This is a genomic window from Micromonospora echinospora (assembly GCF_900091495.1).
Lineage (GTDB): Bacteria > Actinomycetota > Actinomycetes > Mycobacteriales > Micromonosporaceae > Micromonospora > Micromonospora echinospora.
In genome coordinates this window covers 1,437,505-1,458,785 of record NZ_LT607413.1, presented here as the reverse complement: position 1 = coordinate 1,458,785, position 21,281 = coordinate 1,437,505, and the positions used below count along the sequence as shown (strand labels likewise).

The 21,281-nt window shown below is 71.7% G+C and carries 23 protein-coding genes and 1 pseudogene; 16 read left to right on the top strand and 8 right to left on the bottom strand.

Annotated features, from left to right (window positions below; translation table 11 throughout):
* The first annotated feature begins 5 nt into the window (after positions 1 to 5).
* The 10 genes from GA0070618_RS06520 (at position 6) to GA0070618_RS06475 (ending at position 10,438) form a co-directional block, all read left to right on the top strand.
* Positions 6 to 320: an acyl carrier protein gene (locus GA0070618_RS06520; protein WP_088980837.1), complete on the top strand. Its 315-nt coding sequence runs from the start codon at positions 6 to 8 to the stop codon at positions 318 to 320.
* Positions 321 to 322: 2 nt separating this feature from the next.
* A complete protein-coding gene (locus GA0070618_RS06515; RefSeq protein WP_231931809.1) occupies positions 323 to 1,201 on the top strand; it encodes an alpha/beta fold hydrolase in 879 nt (292 codons plus the stop codon).
* A gap of 26 nt (positions 1,202 to 1,227) precedes the next feature.
* A complete protein-coding gene (locus tag GA0070618_RS06510) occupies positions 1,228 to 2,187 on the top strand; it encodes a sulfotransferase (RefSeq protein WP_088980835.1) in 960 nt (319 codons plus the stop codon).
* Positions 2,188 to 2,269: 82 nt separating this feature from the next.
* Positions 2,270 to 4,087, top strand: coding sequence for a hypothetical protein (locus tag GA0070618_RS06505; RefSeq protein ID WP_231931629.1), 1,818 nt, complete (start codon positions 2,270 to 2,272; stop codon positions 4,085 to 4,087).
* Positions 4,088 to 4,226: 139 nt separating this feature from the next.
* Positions 4,227 to 5,315: an extracellular catalytic domain type 1 short-chain-length polyhydroxyalkanoate depolymerase gene (locus GA0070618_RS06500; RefSeq protein ID WP_231931628.1), complete on the top strand. Its 1,089-nt coding sequence runs from the start codon at positions 4,227 to 4,229 to the stop codon at positions 5,313 to 5,315.
* Between the two features lie 39 nt (positions 5,316 to 5,354).
* On the top strand, positions 5,355 to 6,500 hold the full coding sequence (locus tag GA0070618_RS06495) for an ABC transporter ATP-binding protein (RefSeq protein ID WP_088980834.1): 1,146 nt from the start codon (positions 5,355 to 5,357) through the stop codon (positions 6,498 to 6,500).
* Positions 6,497 to 7,318 (top strand): ABC transporter permease, encoded by an 822-nt coding sequence (locus GA0070618_RS06490; protein WP_088980833.1) that lies wholly within the window; start codon positions 6,497 to 6,499, stop codon positions 7,316 to 7,318. Before GA0070618_RS06495 ends, GA0070618_RS06490 begins: the two co-directional genes overlap by 4 nt.
* A gap of 38 nt (positions 7,319 to 7,356) precedes the next feature.
* Positions 7,357 to 8,223, top strand: a complete 867-nt coding sequence (locus GA0070618_RS06485) for a 3'(2'),5'-bisphosphate nucleotidase CysQ (protein WP_088980832.1) — start codon at positions 7,357 to 7,359, stop codon at positions 8,221 to 8,223.
* Positions 8,220 to 9,134 carry a sulfate adenylyltransferase subunit CysD gene (cysD, locus tag GA0070618_RS06480; protein WP_088980831.1) on the top strand — a complete coding sequence of 305 codons (915 nt, stop codon included), beginning with the start codon at positions 8,220 to 8,222 and terminating at the stop codon, positions 9,132 to 9,134. Before GA0070618_RS06485 ends, cysD begins: the two co-directional genes overlap by 4 nt.
* A complete protein-coding gene (locus tag GA0070618_RS06475; protein ID WP_088980830.1) occupies positions 9,134 to 10,438 on the top strand; it encodes a sulfate adenylyltransferase subunit 1 in 1,305 nt (434 codons plus the stop codon). The genes cysD and GA0070618_RS06475 overlap by 1 nt, the downstream gene beginning before the upstream one ends.
* 115 nt (positions 10,439 to 10,553) lie before the next feature.
* On the opposite strand, the gene GA0070618_RS06470 is transcribed toward GA0070618_RS06475, so the two are convergent.
* The gene (locus GA0070618_RS06470) at positions 10,554 to 11,375 is read right to left on the bottom strand and encodes an SDR family NAD(P)-dependent oxidoreductase (RefSeq protein WP_170107934.1); all 822 of its coding nucleotides are present in this window, start codon (positions 11,373 to 11,375) and stop codon (positions 10,554 to 10,556) included.
* A gap of 103 nt (positions 11,376 to 11,478) precedes the next feature.
* Here GA0070618_RS06470 and GA0070618_RS06465 point away from each other — a divergent pair.
* A pseudogene (locus GA0070618_RS06465) lies at positions 11,479 to 12,434 on the top strand (HpcH/HpaI aldolase/citrate lyase family protein).
* 58 nt (positions 12,435 to 12,492) lie between these two features.
* Here GA0070618_RS06465 and GA0070618_RS06460 read toward each other — a convergent pair.
* Positions 12,493 to 13,035 (bottom strand): DUF4190 domain-containing protein, encoded by a 543-nt coding sequence (locus tag GA0070618_RS06460; RefSeq protein ID WP_088980829.1) that lies wholly within the window; start codon positions 13,033 to 13,035, stop codon positions 12,493 to 12,495.
* Between the two features lie 122 nt (positions 13,036 to 13,157).
* Here GA0070618_RS06460 and GA0070618_RS06455 point away from each other — a divergent pair, with 122 nt between their 5' ends.
* Positions 13,158 to 14,060: an SDR family NAD(P)-dependent oxidoreductase gene (locus GA0070618_RS06455; protein ID WP_088980828.1), complete on the top strand. Its 903-nt coding sequence runs from the start codon at positions 13,158 to 13,160 to the stop codon at positions 14,058 to 14,060.
* A 2-nt stretch (positions 14,061 to 14,062) separates the two neighbouring features.
* Here the strand turns inward: GA0070618_RS06455 and GA0070618_RS34560 are convergent, their stop codons facing one another.
* The 3 genes from GA0070618_RS34560 to GA0070618_RS06440 form a co-directional block, all read right to left on the bottom strand.
* Entirely contained in the window at positions 14,063 to 14,437 is a 375-nt protein-coding gene (locus tag GA0070618_RS34560) for a DUF4190 domain-containing protein (protein WP_231931627.1), read from the bottom strand.
* 526 nt (positions 14,438 to 14,963) lie between these two features.
* Positions 14,964 to 15,368, bottom strand: coding sequence for a CoA-binding protein (locus tag GA0070618_RS06445; protein ID WP_088980826.1), 405 nt, complete (start codon positions 15,366 to 15,368; stop codon positions 14,964 to 14,966).
* Between the two features lie 22 nt (positions 15,369 to 15,390).
* Complete coding sequence (locus tag GA0070618_RS06440) at positions 15,391 to 16,116, bottom strand: hypothetical protein (RefSeq protein ID WP_088980825.1); 726 nt, start codon at positions 16,114 to 16,116, stop codon at positions 15,391 to 15,393.
* A gap of 59 nt (positions 16,117 to 16,175) precedes the next feature.
* Here GA0070618_RS06440 and GA0070618_RS06435 point away from each other — a divergent pair, with 59 nt between their 5' ends.
* Positions 16,176 to 16,595: a thiol-disulfide oxidoreductase DCC family protein gene (locus tag GA0070618_RS06435; RefSeq protein ID WP_088980824.1), complete on the top strand. Its 420-nt coding sequence runs from the start codon at positions 16,176 to 16,178 to the stop codon at positions 16,593 to 16,595.
* On the opposite strand, the gene GA0070618_RS06430 is transcribed toward GA0070618_RS06435, so the two are convergent.
* The 3 genes from GA0070618_RS06430 to trxA all read right to left on the bottom strand — a co-directional run bounded on the left by GA0070618_RS06430 (position 16,559) and on the right by trxA (position 18,528).
* Complete coding sequence (locus GA0070618_RS06430; protein WP_143740488.1) at positions 16,559 to 17,497, bottom strand: HTTM domain-containing protein; 939 nt, start codon at positions 17,495 to 17,497, stop codon at positions 16,559 to 16,561. The two genes, GA0070618_RS06435 and GA0070618_RS06430, sit on opposite strands and share 37 nt — an antisense overlap.
* Entirely contained in the window at positions 17,494 to 17,934 is a 441-nt protein-coding gene (locus GA0070618_RS06425) for a hypothetical protein (protein ID WP_088985325.1), read from the bottom strand. The genes GA0070618_RS06430 and GA0070618_RS06425 overlap by 4 nt, the downstream gene beginning before the upstream one ends.
* A gap of 231 nt (positions 17,935 to 18,165) precedes the next feature.
* Positions 18,166 to 18,528 (bottom strand): thioredoxin, encoded by a 363-nt coding sequence (gene trxA / locus GA0070618_RS06420; RefSeq protein ID WP_088980823.1) that lies wholly within the window; start codon positions 18,526 to 18,528, stop codon positions 18,166 to 18,168.
* Between the two features lie 737 nt (positions 18,529 to 19,265).
* Here trxA and GA0070618_RS06415 point away from each other — a divergent pair.
* From GA0070618_RS06415 to GA0070618_RS06405, 3 genes are all read left to right on the top strand, one after another.
* A complete protein-coding gene (locus tag GA0070618_RS06415; protein ID WP_172900267.1) occupies positions 19,266 to 19,814 on the top strand; it encodes a hypothetical protein in 549 nt (182 codons plus the stop codon).
* 32 nt (positions 19,815 to 19,846) lie between these two features.
* Positions 19,847 to 20,470 (top strand): TrmH family RNA methyltransferase, encoded by a 624-nt coding sequence (locus GA0070618_RS06410; protein ID WP_088980822.1) that lies wholly within the window; start codon positions 19,847 to 19,849, stop codon positions 20,468 to 20,470.
* Between the two features lie 109 nt (positions 20,471 to 20,579).
* Complete coding sequence (locus GA0070618_RS06405; RefSeq protein WP_331253127.1) at positions 20,580 to 21,263, top strand: DUF6758 family protein; 684 nt, start codon at positions 20,580 to 20,582, stop codon at positions 21,261 to 21,263.
* Positions 21,264 to 21,281: the final 18 nt, after the last annotated feature.

Sequence of the window (21,281 nt, the reverse complement as noted above, 5' to 3'; positions counted from 1 at the left end):
ACCCCATGTCCGCGACGCAGGCCAAGGTCCTCGCCGACATCACCCAGATGATCCACGCCGTGCTCGGTGACTTCGTGGCCGACCAGGAGATCACCATGGACACCACCTTCCGGGACGAGCTCGGCATGGAGAGCATCGACGTGGTCTCGCTCGCCGGCCGGCTCCAGACCCGGTACGGGGACACGGTCAACTTCGCGCACTTCGTCGCCAAGCTGGACCTGGAGAACGTCGCCGACCTGACCGTCGGGCACCTGGTCACGCACATCGCCGACGCGCTCGACGCGAAGGCCGGCGGCACGGTCGAGGTGGCCGCCCGGTGACCATGGTTCGGGCGAACGGGATCACGCTGCACGCGCAGCGCCTGGACCCGCCCCACCCGCCACCGGCGGACCGGTCCGCGTCGATGCCGACCGCCGTGCTGATCCACGGCATGGCCTCGGACACGATGGCGAGCTGGTACTTCACCCTCGCCGAGCCGCTGGCCACCGCCGGGTTCCCGGTGGTCCTGTACGACCTGCGCGGGCACGGGCGCAGCGACCGGCCCGCCACCGGGTACGCCCTCGCCGACTTCGTCGACGACCTGGCGGGACTGCTCACCGAGCTGGACGTGACCGGTCCGCTGCTGCTCTGCGGCAACTCCTTCGGCGGCACGATCGCCTTCGGGTACGCGGCGCGGCACCCGGACCGGGTCGCCGGCATCGTGGCGGTCGAGTCCGCTCCGCCCATCCCGGAGTGGATGGCCCGGGTGAAGGTCCGCCTCGCCCGGGTCGCCGACCGCCTGCCCCGGGAGGGCACGGTGGCCGAGATCGGGGTCCGGCGGGGGCGGCTCGCCGCCCGCCGGGCCGACGAGACCCGGCAGATGCTGACCACCACCACGCTCGCCGAGGAACTGCCGACCAGCGCGCTGCCGCCGGCCGACCGGCTGGCGGCCGTCGGCTGCCCGGTGCTCTGCCTCTACGGCGGCCGGTCGGCGGTGCACGAACTGGCCCCGAACGTCCGGCGGCTGCTTCCGCAGACCCGCTCGGTCGTTCTACCTGACGAGAAGCACACCGTCCTGATCGACCAGCCCGAGCAGGTACGCCGGCACGTCTTCGACTGGTTGGCCGCCGAGTGCGCGCTGCCGGTCGGGGCAGGGACGCCCGCCGAGCGCGGGGTCACCGTCGCCGGTGGGCTCACCGTCGACCACACCACCACCTCATGACCACGCAACGCGCAGGAGGACTCCCGATGGACACCCCGATCACCGGTCGGTCGATCATCATCAGCAGTGGACGGTGTGGGTCGACGCTCCTCTCCGACCTGATCGCGGAGGAGCCGGACACGCTCTCCGCCCAGGAGTTCTTCATGTCGGTGGCGCCCTGGGCGCGCAGCGCCGAGGTGATCACCGGGGCGGAGTACTGGGACGTGCTGTCCAGCCCCAAGGCGGAGCTGTCCACGCTGTTCCGGATCGGGCTGCCCCCGAAGGAGCTGCACTACCCGTCCACCGGCCGGTGGGGCGACCGGATGACCGAGCTGCCCCGGATCCTGGCGATCACCCTGTCGAAGGTCTCCGACGACCCGGACGCCCTCTTCGACGAGCTGGGCCGGCGGGTGCCCGACTTCCCCGAGCAGAGCGTGGCCCGGCACCACCAGGACTTCCTGGACCTGCTGGCCGTGCTGACCGGAAAGAAGCGCTGGGTGGAACGCTCCGGCGGCTCCAGCCACGTGGCGCCGTACCTGCTCCGGGGCTTCCCCGAGGCGAAGATCGTCTACCTGACCCGGGACTGGGAACCGACCGCGAAGTCGATGAGCCGGCACTCGTCGTTCCAGCTCATCCAGCTCCGGGTGGAGTTCCTCGGCCGCTGCGGGCTGGACCCGTTCCGGGTGCAGCCCGGCCAGGAGGTGCCGGCGGACATGGAGCAGTTCCTGCCGCACCGGCTGACCGCCGACGCGCTCCGCGAGCGCGGCCAGGACCTGCGCCGCTACCTCGGCCTCTGCGCGTTCATGGCGGCCCAGGCCGAGCAGGCGCTGGCCGACGAGAAGCCGGCCCACCTGTTGACGATGCGGTACGAGGAACTGGTCGCCGACCCGGTCGCCGAACTGGGCCGGCTCGGCCGCTTCCTCGACTTCGACAACCCGGAGACGTGGGCGGAGCAGGTTGCCGACCGGGTCGTCGACCCGTCCCGGGCCCGTCAGCCGGTCGGCTGACCGGACGTCGTCGAACCCCAGCCACGGTTCTGCCGTCCCGGCCGGAACCGTCTTTCGATAACCGGCACGAAAGCGAGACAGTGTGAAACCCATCCGGATCCACTCTCGGCGGCTCTGGGCGGCCGTCGCCGTACTGGGCCTCGGGGCCGCGCTGACAGCCCCGGCAACCGCGCTCGGCGCACCGACCGCCGAGGACGACCGGCACCACCAGCCGAAGCCGAACCCGCAGGTGATCGCGAAGGCCGAGCCGGACGAGTGCTTCGCGGGCGTCGGCCTCCCGTACCCGGCGGGCCCGCCGTGCGCCTCGGGGCAGGCCAAGGTGAACCAGGGGTACCTGTGGGGGATGACCCGGGCCGGCGAGAACCTCTGGTTCGGCACCGGCGCCAACGTCAACTGCCTCACCAGCGGACGGCAGTTGGGCAGCAACGAACCGGTCCTCAACGACGACTGGGTCTGCGAGTACCAGGAGAGCCAGGTCGTCAAGACCAACCCGCAGCTGCCGGGATACCTGGGTGACCACCGGATGCCCCGGTTCTACAGCTACGACACCAAGGCCAAGCAGCTCACCGAGAAGACCGCCCTGGTGACCGGTGCGGCCAAGGAACACTCGGACCGGCTGCGGAGCACGACCGGCATCCGGGCGGCCGGCAGCTTCGGCGGGGTGGCCCTGCTCGGTGGCCCGGCCATCGGCAAGAGCATCAACCTGTTCGCCTTCGACACCGACACCGGCACCTTCCTGGGCTCGCGGAACTTCCCCGAGTTCGGCAACATCCGGCACTTCACGGTCGCCGGAGACGCCCTGTACGCGGGCGTCGGCGTCGGCGCGAACGGTTCGCTGCGCGGTCACGTGCTGCGGTGGGTCGGCAGCAAGACCGACCCGTTCAACTTCCAGATCGTCGGCAACCTGCCGGCGCAGGCCGCCGACATCACCGTCCACGACGGGCGGATCGCCGTCAGCACCTGGCCCGGCTCGGACGGCGAGTTGAGCAGCGCCGCCGACGAGCCCGCCCCGCCGAGCAAGCTCGCCGCGGTCTGGACGAGCCCGGTGCTCGCCAAGGGCGCGCCCGGCCTCACCCCCGAGGACGCGGACAGCTGGCAGCAGGTCTGGGACGTCTCCGCGTACGAGCCGGATCCCGTGGTGGCCGCCGGCTACGGTCTGGGCGGTCTCGTCTCCTACCGTGGGTACCTCTACTGGGGCACCATGCACGTGCCGCTGAAGGCCACGAGGCAGCACCTGCTGGCCTACCCGCCGGCCACCGACGAGGCGAGGCAGGCGACGATCCAGAACACCCAGCGGGCGATCAGCATCTACCGGGGCAAGCGGCTGGGTGAGCGGGCGGAGAAGGTCGAGCTGCTCTACGGCGCGGCCGAGCTGCCCGCGTACGACCCGGCGGCGAACGGCGGCGCGGGCGCCTGGGCGAAGGTCTCCACCGGACAGACCCCGCTGTACGGCTCGTCCGGCTTCGGCAACCCGTACCTGAACTACACCTGGAAGATGGCGGTGGCCGGCGGCCGGCTCTACGTCGGCACGATGGACTGGAGCTACCTGGCCAAGGAACTCAGCCAGGAGGCCGCCGCGATGTCCGGCCTGTCGGTCGAGGCGGCCGCCGAGGCGCTCAGCGCTCCGTCGCTGGCGGCGGCGGCCGACGACGACCCGGCCCTGCCGGAGCCGGTCTACGGCGGCGACCTGCTGGTCTTCGAGTCCGCCAGCGAGCCCGCGAAGGTGGTCAGCGACTCCGGTGTCGGCAACTACCTCAACTACGGCATCCGCAACATGGTCACCGACGGCGCCACGCTCTACCTGGGCATGGCGAACCCGATGAACCTGCGGGCCGACCCGACCGACGACGTGCCCGAGGGTGGCTGGGAACTCATCCGGTACGACACCCGGGGCCGTTGACGCCCCGTCACGCCTCACCGGGTCCCGGCGGTGCTGCGCTCGCAGACCCCACCGCCGGGGCCCGACCCCGCCCGGAGTCCTTGCACGGTGCGTGGCAAGTCCTGACACTCCTCGAACATTTGTCAGTGAAAGTGGGCATATGATGCCTTTGACTGCCCGTCGCCGGGAGGCCACGACCTCCCGTCCTGCGGGTGCCCCGGGTGGCACCCGCCGGCTCCGCTCCCCGTCCCTGCTCGCCGGGTTCCTCGCCGCCCTGGTCGGACTGACCGGTGCCGTCGGGTGCACCGCCGACCGGCGTGACGACCGACGCGACGGCGACCGGGCGCCGGCACCGAACACCTCCACCGCGCCCGGGTCCGGCTCCGACGTGCCGACCGGGTCGAGCGCGCACACCCTCACCGTCGACGGTCGGGAACGCACCTACCGGCTGTACCGGCCGGCCTCGCTGGAGCTGACCGGTCCGGTGCCGCTGGTGGTCATGCTGCACGGCGCGGCCGGCACCGGCGAGCAGGCCGAGGAGGCGTACGGCTGGACCGAGGAGGCCGACCGGGGCGGCTTCGTGGTGGCCTTCCCGGACGGGGTGAAGCGGGCTTGGGCGGCCAGCGAACACTGCTGCGGCCAACCGGTCCGGCAGGGGGTCGACGACGTCGCCTTCGTCGAGGCGTTGGTCGGCACCCTCCGCGACCGGATGCCGGTGGACCCGGCCCGCACCTACGTCACCGGGATCTCCAACGGTGGGCTGCTGGCGTACCGGCTGGCCTGCGACACCGACCTCTTCGCCGCGGTCGGCGCGGTGGCGACCTCGCTGGCCGGCGAGTGCGCGTCGCCGGCACCGGTCAGCGTGCTGCACATCCACGGCCTGCGTGACGAGACCATGCCGTACCGGGGTGGTCCGGGCAAGCGTGACAACGACGGCACCGGACGCAACCCGGTGAAGATCGACGGGCCGCCGCTGACCGAGCTGATGGCGAAGTGGCGCGCGGTGGACGACTGCGCCGCGCCGACCGAGCGTGCCGACGGGCCGGTGACCCGGTCGACGTCGTCCTGCGCGCAGGGCCGCGCCGTCGACCTGATCACCATCGCCGACGCCGGTCACCAGTGGCCGGGCGGGAAGCCGAACCCCCGCGCCGAGCAACTCCTCGGCCTCGAACCCCCCTCGACCGCGTTGGACGCGACCGCGGAGATCTGGAAGTTCTTCGACGCGCACCCCCGACCGGCCGGCTCCTGACGCCGACCGGCACCCCGCACCCCCAGAACAGGAGAAGGCATGCCCAGCAGAGACGGTCCGGCGGTCGAGGTCGTCGATCTCGTCAAGTGCTACCCCCGGGCCACGACCAACGCCGTCGACGGACTGTCGTTCACCGTCGCGCCGGGCGAGACCTTCGGGCTGTTCGGGCCGAACGGGGCCGGAAAGTCGACCACCATCGGCATCCTCACCACGCGGCTGCGGGCCACCGGTGGCCGGGCCCTGGTCGGCGGCGTCGACGTCAGCCGGGACCCGGTCGGTGCCCGCGCCCACCTGGCGGTGGTGCCCCAGCACAACAACCTGGACCGCGCGCTGACCCCCCGGCAGAACCTCCTGTACCACGCCGCCTACCACGGGGTGCCCCGGCCCGAGGCCGAGGAACGGGCGAAGGAGCTGCTGGAACGCTTCGGCCTGGCCGAGCGCGCGGACCGCCGGATCGAGGCGTACTCGGGCGGGATGGCGCAGCGGCTCATGATCGCGCGGGCCTGGATGCACGAGCCCGAGGTGCTCTTCCTCGACGAGCCGACCAACGCGCTGGACCCGCAGACCCGGCTGCTGATCTGGAGCCGGATCCGGGAGATGCGCGAGCGGGGCGTCTCCATCGTGCTCACCACCCACGCCATGAACGACGCGGCCAACCTGGTCGACCGGGTGGGCATCGTGGACCACGGCAAGCTGCTCACCGTGGACACCCCGCAGAACCTCGTGCGGGGCCTGGCCGGGCAGGCCATCCTGGATCTCACGGTCACCCCGGCCGCCCGCGACGACGCCGACGAGGTCGTCGCCGCGCTGCGCGAGCTGGACGGCGTACGCAAGGCCGAACGGCGGCCGTTGCCCGTCGGCGCGGCTGGCGCAGCCGGTGCGGGTCGGGGTGCCGGCCTGGGCCCTGCGGGTCGGGCCGCACTCGCCAAGTTGGGACCGGGCGCGCTGGCGAAGCTCGCCGCCCGCGCCCGGGGCAACGGGAACGCGCCGACCGCTACCCTGTCTGCCGCAGGCGCCCAGGGCCGGATCCGGGTGCGCCTGCACCTCGCCACCGACCCCGCCAACCTGCTCGGCCCGACGCTGTCCCTGCTCACCGGCCGGTCGGCGGCGCTCAACGACATCCACATCGGCGAGCCGAGCCTGGAGGACGTCTTCATCGAACTCACCGGAAGGGACCCACGGTGACCGCCCTCGACACCCCCACCCCGGTACGCCGCGAGGTCCGGAACCGCCCACCCGCCGGCCGGGTCTTCCTCGCCCTGCTCCGCCGCGACCTACTGGTCACCGGCAAGGAGCTGTGGGTGATCCTGATCCAGGTCGGCATGACCCCGCTGTTCATGCTCTTCGTGTTCAGCCACATCCTCGGCGGCCAGGGCATCGTCGAGCGGTCGTTCGCCAACCTCTTCCTACCCGGCGTGATCGCGCTGGCCGCCCTCACCACCGCGCTGCAGAGCACCGCCCTGCCGCTGGTGAAGGAGTTCGGCTTCACCATGGAGATCGAGGACCGGCTGCTCGCGCCGCTTCCGACCAGCCTGGTCGCGGTGGGCAAGCTGGTGGTCGCCACCATCCGGGGCCTGCTCGCGGCGGTCCTGATGTACCCGCTCGGGGCCCTGGTGGTCGGCTCCGCGCCGTGGCGGCTGGAGGGCCTGCCGACCGCCCTGCTGGTGGCCCTGCTCGGTGCGTGGGTCGGCGGCGGCATCGGGATGACCCTCTCCACCATCCTCCCGATCCAGCGGATCAACGTCACCTTCTCGGTCATCGTCACGCCGATCATCTGGACCGGCTGCATCCACTACCCGTGGCCCCGCCTGGAGTCGATGCGCTGGTTCCAGGTGGTCACCGCCGCCAACCCGATGACGTACGTCTCGGAGGGTGTGCGGGGCGCGATGCTGCCCGACGTACCGCACATGCCGGCCTGGGTCTGCGTGCTGGTGCTGACCGGCATGGCGGTCGCCCTGACCTGGCTCAGCGTCCGGTCCTTCACCCGGCGGGCCGTCCAGTGACCGTGTCCACCGGCCCCGATCCCGCAGGAGGAGCGCACATGTCGATCAACCCACCGGAGTCCGACGGCGGGCTCGCCCAGTGGCTCGCGGCCCGCGCGGGCGAACTGCTGCTCGCGGTACGCGCCGAGCACGGTTACGCCGATCCGGCCGCGCTGAAGGCGGCCGGCGACCGGGCCTCCCACGAGTTCCTCCTCGCCGAGCTGGAACGCTGGCGGCCGACCGACACGGTGCTCTCCGAAGAGGACGACGACTCCCGCCGCTCGGTCACCGAGGGGGGTGGGCCGACCCGGCTGAACGCCGACCGGGTGTGGATCGTCGACCCGCTGGACGGGACCCGGGAGTTCTCCGAGGAGGGCCGTTCGGACTGGGCGGTGCACGTGGCGCTCTGGCACCGGCACGCCTCCACCCCGCACCGGTTGATCGCCGGGGCGGTGGGGTTGCCCGCCCAGGGACGCGTGTTGACCACGGAGTTCCCGTTGCGGTCGCGCACCGACCAGGCCGGCGACGGCCCGATCCGGCTGGCGGCGAGCCGGAGTCGTCCGCCTGCCTTCCTGACCGACCTGGCCGAGGAGATCGGTGCGGAGTTGGTGCCGATGGGGTCGGCGGGGGCGAAGATCGCGGCGGTGGTGACCGGTGAGGTGGACGCGTACATCCACGCCGGGGGGCAGTACGAGTGGGACTCGGCGGCCCCGGTGGCGGTCGCCACCGCGGCTGGCTTCCACGCCTGCCGGATCGACGGGACCGCGCTGCGCTACAACGAGGTGGACCCCCGCCTGCCCGACCTGCTGGTCTGCCGTCCGGATCTGGCCGCGCCGCTGCTGGAGGCCCTGAGCCGGCAGCTGTCGACGGCCGCCGCCGGGACGGCCGCACCGCAGACGTCCCTGCTCGGAAAGGAATCCCGATGAACGGCGGATCGGCGCAGTACCAGACCACCCACCTGGACGCCTTGGAGGCGGAGAGCATCTTCGTGATGCGTGAGGTGGTGGCGGAGATGGAGCGGCCGGTGCTGCTCTTCTCCGGGGGTAAGGACTCGATCGTGATGCTCCGGTTGGCGGAGAAGGCGTTCGCTCCGGCGAGCATTCCGTTTCCGGTGATGCATGTCGACACCGGTCACAACTTCCCGGAGGTGCTGGAGTACCGCGACCGGCGGGTCGACGAACTCGGCCTGCACCTCATCGTGGCCAGCGTGCCGGAGGCGCTGGTCCGGGGGCTGGTCACCGAACCGGCGGACGGCACCCGGAACCGGATCCAGACTCCGGTGCTTCTGGATGCGGTGGAGAAGCATCGGTTTGATGCGTTGTTCGGTGGGGCGCGTCGGGATGAGGAGAAGGCGCGGGCGAAGGAGCGGGTGTTTTCGTTCCGGGATGAGTTCGGGCAGTGGGATCCGAAGAATCAGCGTCCGGAGTTGTGGTCGTTGTACAACGGTCGGCATCATCCGGGTGAGTCGATTCGGGTGTTTCCGTTGTCGAATTGGACCGAGTTGGATGTGTGGCACTACATCGCTCGGGAGCGGATCGCCCTGCCGTCGATCTACTTCGCCCACGAACGCGAGGTGATCGAGCGGGACGGCATGCTCTACGCCGTCAACGAGTTCATCCAGCCCCGGGGGTCGGAGACGCCGTTCGTGGCGCGGGTCCGCTACCGGACGGTGGGTGACGCGTCGTGTACGGCTGCGGTCCGCTCGGATGCGGACACGGTGGAGAAGGTGATCGAGGAGGTCGGGGCGACCCGGATCACGGAGCGGGGTGCGACCCGGGGGGATGACCGGGTGAGTGAGGCCGCCATGGAGGACCGCAAGCGGGAGGGCTACTTCTGATGACCACCGACACCATGCCGCTGCTCGACAGTGATTCCGCGTTCCGGTCGATGGACCTGTTGCGGTTCGCCACGGCGGGCAGTGTGGACGACGGCAAGTCGACGTTGATCGGCCGTCTGCTGTATGACACGAAGTCGTTGTTCACGGATCAGTTGGAGGCGGTGGAGGCGGTTTCGGCTGCTCGTGGTGACGAGTACACGAACCTCGCCCTGTTGACGGATGGGTTGCGGGCGGAGCGGGAGCAGGGCATCACGATCGATGTCGCCTACCGGTATTTCGCCACCCCCAGGCGGAAGTTCATCATCGCCGACACTCCGGGGCACACCCAGTACACCCGGAACATGGTCACCGGCGCGTCCACGGCGGATCTCGCGTTGATTCTGGTCGACGCCCGGAAGGGTCTGGTTGAGCAGTCCCGCCGTCACGCGTTCCTGTGTTCCCTGTTGCGGGTGCCGCATCTGGTGTTGTGTGTGAACAAGATGGACCTGGTCGACTGGTCCCAGGAGGTGTTCGAGCAGATCGCCGACGAGTTCACCGCGTTCGCCGCGAAACTGGATGTTCCGGATCTGGCGGTGGTGCCGATCTCGGCGTTGAAGGGCGACAACATCGTCACCCGCTCGGAGAACACGCCCTGGTACGAAGGCCCCTCGTTGTTGCACCACCTGGAGCATGTGCACATCGCGTCGGACCGGAACCTCGTCGACGTCCGGTTCCCCGTGCAGTACGTCATCCGTCCCCAGTCCACGACGGTGACGGACTACCGGGGTTACGCGGGGCAGGTTTCCTCGGGGGTGTTGAAGCCGGGTGATGAGGTGATGGTCCTGCCGTCGGGGTTCACCTCCCGTATCGCGTCGGTGGAGACCGCTGACGGGCCGGTCGGGGAGGCGTTCCCGCCGATGTCCGTCACCGTCCGCTTGACCGATGAGATCGACATCTCCCGTGGGGACATGATCTGCCGGCCGAACAACGCTCCCACGCCGACGCAGGACATCGAAGCGATGGTGTGTTGGATGGACGAGACCCGACCGTTGCAGATCGGCGGCCGGTACACCATCAAACACACCACCCGCACCGCGCGGGCGATCGTGCGGGGATTGCACTACCGCCTGGATGTCAACACTCTGCACCGTGACGACACCGCGACCGAGTTGAAACTCAACGAGATCGGTCGGGTCCGGTTGCGGACCACGGTGCCGTTGCTCGCTGACGAGTACCGCCGTAACCGCACCACCGGCGGGTTCATCATCATCGACGAAGCCACCAACCGCACCGTCGCCGCCGCCATGATCGTCGAAACCACCTGAACCACCCGAACCACCAGTGGTTGCAGGGGACCCCTCCTCACCAGAAAACGGTAGGAAGGGCCCCCTGCAACCACCCCAAGCGCCGTTCGCCTCAGCCCGTGGACGTGACTCTGTCTCAGCCGCAGCCGACCGCCCGCGCACTGGCCTCCCAGAGCCGGGCGGCCAGCTGGCGGTCGGCGGCCTTCGGCAGCGGGCGGCGGGGCCGCCGGTCGGCGTAGTAGCCGCCGTCGACCAGCCGCGCGGGGTCCTCGTTGGCCAGCCAGACCAGCGTGTCCGCGCCCCGCTCCGGGCTTCGGAACGGCAGCATCCGCATGCCCAACGCCACCAGCCGGCTCTCGTTGCCGAAGCGGGTCCGCACCACGCCCGGGTGGAAGCAGTGTGCCGGCACATCCGGCCACCGGCGCGCGGCCTCGGCGGTGAACAGGATGTTCGCCTGCTTGCTGGTGCCGTACGCACGCATCGGGCGGTAGCGGCGCAGGGCGGCGTTCAGGTCGTCCGGGTCGAGCGCGCCGCTGCGGTGCGCTGCCGACGCGGTCACCACCATCCGGCCGATCCGGTCCCGGAGCAGGTTGCTCAGCAGGAACGGGGCCAGGTGGTTCGCCTGGATGGAGAGTTCGAAACCGTCGATCGTGGTCACCGGCTGCAACACGATGGCACCGGCGTTGTGGGCCAGCACGTCGATCCGGTCGTACGCGGCGCGGAGCCGCTCGGCCAGCCCGCGTACGTCGTCCAGCACCGCGAAGTCGGCCCGGAACAGGGCGGGCTGCTCGCCGCCTGCCTCCCGTACCCGCTCCCCGGCGGCGGTGAGCCGGGCCGGGTCGCGGCCGACCAGCACCACCTGGTCACCCCGGCGTGCCAGGGCCACGGCGGCGGCCAGGCCGATCCCCGAACTGGCACCGGTCACCACCACCAGTCGCCGCCGCGTGACCTCTTCCACAGGTGCGTTCTCCCGCGTCATGGCGCGAGGTTACCGTGACGTATCCGAGCCCCCGCGTCGTCACGTCCGCCGTCGTCGTCGGACGGGAAAAGGAGTGCAGTCGATGGCCGCAGTCGGGCGTCCCCGCCGGTCCTGCCTGGCGGTGCCGGGTTCCAGCGTCAAGATGCTCGGCAAGGCGCAGGGGCTCCCGGCCGACCAGGTCTTCCTCGACCTGGAGGACGCGGTCGCCCCGCTGGCGAAGCCGGACGCCCGGAAGAACGTCGTCGCCGTGCTCAACGAGGGCGACTGGGCCGGCAAGACCCGGGTGGTCCGGGTCAACGACCTCACCACCCCGTGGACGTACGGGACGTGATCGACGTGGTCGAGGGGGCCGGCGCCAACCTGGACTGCGTCATGCTGCCGAAGGTGCAGAACGCCGCCCAGGTCCAGTGGCTCGACCTCACCCTCACCCAGTTGGAGAGGACGCTCGGCCTCCCGGTCGGCCGGATCGGCATCGAGGCGCAGATCGAGAACGCCGCCGGCCTGGTCAACGTCGACGAGATCGCCGCCGCGTCGCCCCGGATCGAGACGATCATCTTCGGCCCGGCCGACTTCATGGCCTCGATCAACATGAGGTCGCTGACGGTCGGCGCGCTCATCCCGGACTATCCGGGCGACCCCTACCACTACATCCTGATGCGGATCCTGATGGCCGCCCGGACGCACGACAAGCAGGCCATCGACGGGCCCTTCCTCCAGATCCGCGACGTCGACGGTTTCCGCGAGGTGGCGAAGCGCTCCGCCGCGCTCGGCTTCGACGGCAAGTGGGTGCTGCACCCGGGCCAGATCGACGCCGCGAACGAGGTCTACTCCCCGGCCCAGGCCGACTACGACCACGCCGAGCTGATCCTCGACGCGTACCAGCACTACACCTCGGAGGCCGGCGGCCGGCTCGGCGCGGTGCTGCTCGGCGACGAGATGATCGACGAGGCGTCCCGCAAGATGGCGCTGGTGATCGCGGCGAAGGGGCGGGCCGCCGGGATGACCCGGACCTCCACCTTCACCCCGCCGACCGCCTGAGCGGCCCGGACGGTCGGAGGGCGCGGCCCGGACGCACCGGGCCGGCACCCGCCCCCGGTCAGTAGGTGCTGCTGCTCGACTGGGACACCACGAAGACGATGAACAGGACGTAGGCCACGATCGCCAGTCCGATGAGGCCGGTGAGCACCCAGCCGACGATGATGCCGGCCTTGGCCAGGCCGTCGCCGTCCTCGCCCCGTTCCCGGATCTGCCGCCGGGCGACGTGACCGAGGATCGCGCCGATCGGGGCCGTGATGCAGGAGGTGACCCCCAGCACGGACAGGATCAGCGACACCAGGGCGAGGCTGTTGGTCGGGCGGGCCGGCGGGTACGGGTAGACCGGGTAGCCCGCGGGCGGCGGGTAGCCCGCCGGAGCCGCGTAGCCCGCCGGTGGGTGGCCGGACGCCGGGTACGCCGGCACGGTGTAGGCGGGCACCGCGTACGGGTCGGCGACGGGCTGTGCCGGGGCGTACGGGTCGGGCCCGGTCGACTGCGCCGGCACGGGCGGATCGGCCATCGACCGGGTCGGGTCGAGCGGCGGGGCGGAGGACGGATCCGACCGGGCCGGGTCCTGCCACTCCGAGGGCGGGGGATAAGTCATGAGGTCTTCTTCTCCGTCGTGTCCTGGCTGCGCCGTCAGGGTAGTCACCCCGGGCGAAAGCCGAACATCGCGTTACCGGGTGCCGCGTTGCCCGGACCCTGCCGAGCGGGCAGGATCGCGGCATGGCGATTGACGCGCGTGCTGCGGACCGTTCCGGCCGATCCCGCCGGGACGTGAGCCGTCCGGGGGCGGCCCGACGGAGCCGTGGCCCCCTCCCGGCGGCACTGACCGACCAGGACGAGCCGGTGGCCCTGCCCGAGCCGGTGACCATGCGACTGGACGGGCGGGTGGCGCTGGTGACCGGTGCCGGCAGTCCGGACGGCATCGGGTACGCCACGGCCCGCCGGCTGACCGATCTCGGTGCCCGGGTCGCCATCGTCTCGACGACCCGGCGCATCCACGAGCGGGCCAGCGAACTCGGGGCCACCGGATTCGTCGCGGACCTCACCGACGAGGCCGAGGTCGGCGCGCTGGCCGACGCCGTCGCCGAGCAGCTCGGCGAGGTGGAGGTGCTGGTCAACAACGCGGGTCTGGCCAGCCGGGCCAGCCCGGAGGTGCTCCGCCCGGTGGCGCAGCTCAGCTACGACGAGTGGCGTACGGAGATCGACCGGAACCTGAACACCGCGTTCCTGTGCAGCCGGGCGTTCATCGGGGGGATGGCCGAGCGTGGCTGGGGGCGGATCGTGAACCTCGCGGCCACCGCCGGGGCGGTCAACGCCCTGCCGACCGAGGCGGCGTACTCGGCGGCCAAGGCGGGGGTGGTCGGGCTGACCCGGGCGCTGGCCATGGAGATGGTCGCCGACGGGGTGACGGTCAACGCGGTCGCCCCGGGGACCATCCACACCGCGGCGTCGACCGTGGCGGAGATCAGGCACGGCCTCGGCACCCCGGTCGGCCGCCCCGGTACGCCCGACGAGGTGGCCGCCGCGATCGTCTTCCTCTGCTCACCGGCCGCCTCGTACATCACCGGGCAGATGCTCGTGGTGGACGGCGGGAACAGCGTCCGGGAGGCGCAGTTCCGCTGACGTCAGGTGGTGGTGCCGCTGTTCGTGCCGGCCCACACCACCAGGCCGAGCCACCCGCAGCAGAACAGCAGGTAGAGCCCGGTGAAGACGTAGCTGAGGATCAGGCCCCACAGGGCGAGCTGCTCGCCCTGTTCGTGGGTCTGCCGGATCTGCTTACGGGCCATGTGTCCGAGGACGATGCCGACCGGAGAGAACACGAACGCGAAGACCAGCGAGAGGATGGCCATCACGTTCGTGTTTCCGCTGCTGGGGGGCGGTGGGCCGTACTGCCCGTACCCGGGCGGCGGCGTGTACGGCAACTGCTCGCCCCAGTGTGGCTGGTCGCCCTTGTGCGGCTGCTCGCCCCAACCCGGGCCGGACGGTGGCGGGTAACTCACGACTGCCCTCCTCGCCGCCCGTTGGCGGAACGGTCTCTCCTGCCGGACGCTAACAGTAGCGGTGAAGCTTTTCACAGGGATGCGTGGACCGGTCACCTTGGCCCGGCCGCATGCCGGGCAGGTACTGACCGAACGTTCAGTTGCCGCTCGGTAAGCCGTGGATCCCGGCGGCTGCTCCGGGAGTGCGGGCTCTGACCCGCGCCTCGCTGCCCCGCGTGCGGCCCGGTGGGGTCCCTAACGGGACGCTGTCGAGCTGCCCGCACAGACGGGGCAACACGCGCTCGCGTCCGTCGGCAGGGCAACCCCGCTGCGGTGCCGGCTGCGTGGTCCGATGGACGGGGCAGCTCCAAAGGGCCCGTCAGGTCATCTTCCGCTGCGGGCCGGATCGGGCCGCCCCGGCTGCGTGGTCCGACGGGCGGGGCAGGTCCAAAAGGCCCCGACAGGTGATGTCCCGCCACAGGCCGCTTTCAGCCCGGGTGGCCCCGAAGGCTGGACGCGTCGGTGCCGCCTCCCGCGTGGCGGTCGTTCAGCGGCGGGTGAGACCGGCGGCGGCCCGCTCGACGATCAGGCAGCGGTCCTCGACGTAGTCGATGCCCGCCTCCTCGGCGATCCGGCGGGCCTCGGGCGAGACGATCCCGAGCTGCAACCAGACCGCCGGCGCGCCGATGGCGACCGCCTCGCGGACCACCTCGACGGCGTCCTCGGCCGGACGGAAGACGTCGACCAGGTCCACCGGGTGCGGGATGTCGGCCAGGGACCGATACACCGGCTCCCCGAACAGCTCGTCGGCGGTCGGGTTGACCGGGATGATCCGCCAGCCGTACCGCTGCATCTGGGCCGGCACGCTGTGCGCGGCCTTGCGGGGGTCGCGGGACGCGCCCACGACGGCGATCACGGCGGCGTCGGCGAGGATCTGCTGGGCGGTACGCACCAGCCGACTGTAGCCCCGTCGCTCACTCCCCGCTGAGGGCCCGGCAGAGCCGGGCGTGCTCCGCCACCGTGCCGATGGCCGGGCGGTGAGCCGGATGGTCGAGGTAGTGGCGGATCGCGGCGGCGAGGAAATCCGGAGCCACGTCCACGTCGTGGGTGGGCAGCAGCTCCCGGTCCGTCCGCCGCCGCCGGCCGCCCTCCCGGCTCACCAGTTCGGGCCGGGCCAGGACCAGACGGAGCGCACGCGACTGCGCCGTCGGCAGGATCGGCTGCCCGGCCGCGAGGGCTGACCAGGGTACGAAGAACGTGCGTCGGGGTCGTCCGAAGCCGACGCCCTCCGGGCTGAGGTCGACCATCGGGACCTGTCGCCACCGGTCGACCACCACGAAGACGACCAACGCCATCGAGCCGACGACCAGCAGCCACCGGAACAGACCGAGTTCCCGCTCACCGCCGTACCGGACCAGTTGGAAGCAGAGCCAGGCGACGGCGAAGGCCGCGAAGGGCGCGGGGGCACGCGGTGGCGCGTACGTCACGACCGCGTCCGGGTCCACCCGCAGCGCAGCGCGGCTGGGGCCCCGGAAGAGCACCACCCCGGAGCCGACCAGCAGCAACAGCATCGGTACGACAGTGAGCAGACCGTCGTCACTCCTCGCCCGGACGAGGAGCCCCCAGGCCAGACCCAGCACGACCGCGCCGACCACGGTGATCCGTTGGCGGCGCAGGGCTCGGGTGATCACCGCGTGCATGCCCGCACGGTAGTGGCCCCGCACCAGCGCACCCCGGAGGCCGGGGGAGGATGGTTCACATGGAGAGGTCGACCTTCGTCTACGACGGGGACTGCGCGTTCTGCACCCGGTGCGCGGAGTTCATCGAGCGGCGTATCCCGACCGACGTCCGGGTGCTGCCCTGGCAGTTCGCGGAGCTGGCACCCCTCGGCCTGACCGCCGCCGAGTGCGAGGAGGCCGTGCAGTGGGTCGGCGCGGACGGCGGTCGCGCGGCCGGACCGGACGCGATCGCCCGGCTGCTCGGCACCAGCACCGTCGCCTGGCGGGCGGCGGGTGCGGTGCTGCGCCTGCCGCCGGTGCGCCTCGTGGCCTGGCCGGTGTACCGCTGGGTGGCCCGTAACCGGCACCGGCTGCCGGGCGGGACGGCGGCCTGCTCGCTGCCGCAGGAGGCCCGGGAGCGGCTCTACGGCCCGGCAGGTGGCCCGCCCACCACCGCCTGACCGGGATCGCCCACCACCGGGTCGGGCCCGGTCGCCGTCGTGCGCGCGGGGGCCGCCTCGGTCCGGCCTCCTCGGCGGGCCAGCCGACGCAGCAGGACGAGGGGACGGATCCGCTCCAGAGCCAGGAAGCTGGCCATCGCCACCAGGTGCGGCGCGAACGAGATGGTGATAGTCGCCATGGTGACCGCGTGGAACGAGTAGAAGAACCCGACCACCGTCGTGCGCCACCGGTCGGGCACGAGAAACACCACCGGGCTGAGCAGCTCGAAGGCCATGATCCCGAACTGCGCGGCGATCAGCAGGTAGGGCACCTGCGCGATCACGTCGGCCAGGTCGGTGCCCCGCCGGAGGATTGCGCGGGCCAGCACCGAGCCGGTCATCCAGTCGAGGCCGCCGAAGCGCAGCTTCGCCCAGGCCGCGAGGAAGTACGTGCAGACCACGGCGATCTGGGTCACCCGCAGCGCCCAGCCGCCCGCCTCGGTGCGGGTCGGGTCGCCGTGCCGTGCCCGTCCGGCGGTGGGGAGCACGGCGAGCGCCACCAGCAGGCCGAACCGGTCGTGGTCCACCTTGCCGTAGCTCATCGCGATGACCATCCAGTGCAGGTACAGCACGAAGACGGACCAGCCGAGCAGGCGGGGGGCCCGGCCGGTCGCGGCCAGCAGGGCGAGCGCGAGCAGCGTCCAGAAGATCCCGGTGATCAGCCATTCGGTGGGGGTGGGCAGGTGCAGCAGCCGGCTGACGAACAGCGGCCGGTACAGCTCACCCGGCACGCTGGCGTGGGTGCGCACCCAGGGGGTGAAGAAGACCAGGTCACCGGCGACGAAGAGGTAGACCAGGGTGCGGAAGGCGGCGATCCGGCCGCGCGGCACCGCCTCGGTCAGCCATCGGCCGAGGGCGGTCACCGGGCCGCCTCCCACCGGACCACCGTCTCGTCGACGTGCCGGCCGGTGGGGCGCCCGCCCTCGATGCCGTGCCAGCGCACCACGATCCGGACCTCGACCACCTCGGGCGCGCCGGGATGGCGGTCGGCGTAGGCGTCGGCGACCTCACGGAGCAGTTCCGGGTCGGCCTCGTACCGGCTCCGCTGGCCCTCGATCTCGGCGCGGCGGATGCCGGTGGCGTCCTGTCCCAGTTCGATCAGCGCGCCGGTCGCGTCGATCCCCTCGACCCGGGTGTCCGGAGCCGGTGTGTCGGAGGAGTCGCTGGTCGCGAACATCCGGAAGGGCCCGAACGGGAAGTGGTCGTCGGAACCGACGAGGGTGCCGGTGAGCAGCAGCGCGAGCCCGAGCGCGGTGGCGCCCAGCCGAACCGCCCGGCCCTGCGGGGTCAGAATCTCCATCGGATGGTGACGATACGGAATGTTCCGGCCGCGGGGGATCCCTCCGTCGTCCATCCCTGGCGGGCCGTGTCGTCAGGTGGTTGCAGGGGACCCCTCCTCGTCACCAGACGGTAGGAGGGAGCCCCTGCAACCACGCAACCACGCAGCCCTGCAACCACGCGTGCAGGCACCCGATCCCGGGCGCACGACAGCTCCGGACGGCGCGGGCCGTCCGGAGCCGGATGCGGTGGGTCAGTGCTGGTGCTCGGCCAGCTTCTTGCGAACGTCCGCCATGTCGAGCGCCTGAACCTGCTCGATCAGGTTCTCCAGGGCCGACTCGGGAAGCGCGCCGGGCTGCGCGAAGACGATCACCCCGTCGCGGATCGCCATGATGGTCGGGATCGACCGGATGTCGAACTGCGCGCCCAGGGCCTGCTGCGCCTCGGTGTCGACCTTGCCGAAGACGATGTCCGGGTGCTTCTCCGAGGCGCGCTCGTAGACCGGGGCGAACCGCTTGCACGGGCCGCACCACTCCGCCCAGAAGTCGACCAGGACGATCCCGTCCTGTCCGGTCACCTCGTCGAAGTTCGCCGTGGTCAGCTCAACGGTTGCCATTCCAGTCTCCGATCAGCGCGGATTACGTACGCCAGGTGGAACCAGGTGGGGTGACCCCGAATTCCCGGGAGCGTGGTGTCGAAACTCCACACCTGGCCAGTGAGATCGAAGCACGTCTGTTAACGGGTGGTGTGCCATCTGCACTTGCAGCCTGCACTTGCGTGACAAGCGGTGATGGGAGCGCTTCCAGGAAGATTGACGAGCGTGTCGCTCGACGTGTGATCGACGCCCTCTTGACAAGGGGGGATTCTAGCTGCGGTGATCGCTCCTCCGGTCGATCTCTGTCACTCTGCGTACTGTAACGAAAAGATAAATGTGACTTGCGTCTCTGTTCTGTGTTACATCTCGTGGGGCAGAATCTTTCCCATCAGAGCGTGGGCGGCGGGTGCCGGGGAGGGCCCCGCCGCTCATTGCGTCCGCACCCCTTCGGAGCTGCCTTAACCTTCGATAAGGCAGGCTGTGCCGAACGCCGTCGCCCTCACGTGAGGGGCCCCGGATGCAGTTGCGACCGGTGGCGTGGCCTCCGTGAAGACCCGGGGCACGCAAGCAGGACGGCAACCTGGTCTACGTCTTCCGCCGCCGGGCGATGGTCCCCAAGCGGGAGTGCGCGCCGGCGTCCGTCCCGGTGGGTGCCGACCCGGAGCGGCCCAGCTGTCCCGAACCCCGCTGACCCGGGCGGACACCCGGCTCCCGCCGCATCGGGGAGGTCCGGCGTCCGGTCGCCCGGTGGCCGGCATATGCTGGCGCCGGAGGTTCCCATGAGCCACTCCCTCGCCGGAGAGCCGCCCGCCGCCGGCCGTCGCGCCGCCCCGCTGACCACCGCCGCCTACTCCGCCACCGAGTGGGACCTGCTGACCGGGCTGCCCGGGCGGGTCGTGACCGTGGCCGCCGCCCCGGCCCCCGGCCGGCCGCCCCGTGGCGTCGCCGCCGGGCTCGCGGGACTGGAAGCGGTGGCCGCCGGACGGGCCTTCGACAGCGATCTGGTGCGCGCGGTGGTCGCCACCATCTACGCCCGGCACGACGAACCCGCTCCTCCCACTCGGACCGGTTGGGGGCGTCGACGCCGTGGACCGGCCCCGACCGACCCGGTGGTACTGCTCGCCGACTGCCGGACGGCCACCCGGGTGCTCCGCCGTCGCGCCGACCCGGCCGACTCGGCGGCGTACCGGCAGTGGGTGCAGTCGGTCGCGGCCCGGGTCTGCCGGGCGGACCCGGGTGGTGCCCCGCTCAGCCCGGTCGACCAGCGTCTCCTCGACCTGCTGGGAGTGGCGCTGGGTCTGCGCTGAGCCGGCGGGCGGGCACCGTACGCTGTGCCAGCGTGACCGGTGACCAGCTCGACGTCGGCGTGGGACCGTGGCCCGGGGATCCCCCCGACGACCCCCGCTACGACCCGGAGCTGCTCGCCGAGGGAGACCGGCGCAACGTGGTCGACCGGTACCGCTACTGGCGGCGGGAGGCCGTGGTCGAGGATCTGGACCGCCGCCGGCACGACTTCCACGTGGCGATCGAGAACTGGCAGCACGACTTCAACATCGGCACCGTGGTGCGCAACGCCAACGCCTTCCTCGCCGCCGAGGTGCACATCGTCGGGCGGCGGCGCTGGAACCGGCGCGGTGCCATGGTCACCGACCGCTACCAGCACGTCCGGCACCACGAGACGATCGAGGAGTTCGTCGCCTGGGCGGCCGGGCAGGGCCTGCCCGTGGTCGGCATCGACAACCTGCCCGGGTCCTGTCCGTTGGAGACCACCACGCTGCCCCGCCGCTGCGTGCTGCTCTTCGGGCAGGAGGGGCCGGGCCTCTCGGAGGCGGCCCGCGCCGCCTGCGGCCAGCTCTTCTCGATCGCCCAGTACGGCTCGACCCGGTCGATCAACGCCGGGGTGGCCAGCGGCATCGCGATGCACGCCTGGATCCGGGAGCACGCCGGCCCGCCCCCGGGCTGACCTGTGCTTTTGCCGGCCGTTACCAGGTCGGGGGCCGGACGTGACCGAAAAGGCCGCTCCGCTTGACGGGGTGGCGATCCGGGGTGACCGTGTGGATATGAGTGTTTCGGTGAGCTGTCCGCGGTGTGGCGGACCGGTACGGGGGCCGGACCTGATGCACACCGAGTCGCGTTGTCTGGCCTGCGGGCCGGTCCCCCCGTTGCACGTCCCGGAGCACATCGGTCCGGAGATCGTGTCGAGCGTGGTGGAGCGGATCACGGCCGGTCCGGTCGGGGACGCCCCGGCGGTCCCCCTCTGGTCCCCGTGGCCGCTGCCGCCCGGCTGGACCGTGACCGGAGTGGGCTGGGCCGGCGACGACCGCACCGGGGTCCGGGCCACCGTGATCGCCTGCGCCGGTCCCGCCCCGCTCGGCGGTGGCCCCGCCGACGTGGTCTTCGTCGCCGAGGAGCCCGGCGTGGGGCTCGGCACCCGCCTGGCCGGCACACCCGGTCCGGACCCGGGGCCCCGGCTCACCGAGGCGCTGGCCGATCCCGGCCCGGGACATCCCGGGCACGTGGCCACCGCGAAGATCCGGGTCGGCGGCCATCCCACTCCACTGTGGCTCGTCGATTCCTCGACGGATCGAAGCGCGTACGCCGGAGAGGCTCGGGGAATGTGGCTCCATGCGATAGCCTGGCCGGCGAGCGCGGGTCACCTCCTCGCGGAAGACGTCGTCCTCCACGACCTGACCGAGTGGACTCCGCCCGAGCTCGTGTACGGTGCGCCCTCTCCGTACCTGCACGGGAAGGCCTGATCAAGCAGCGAGGCTTGA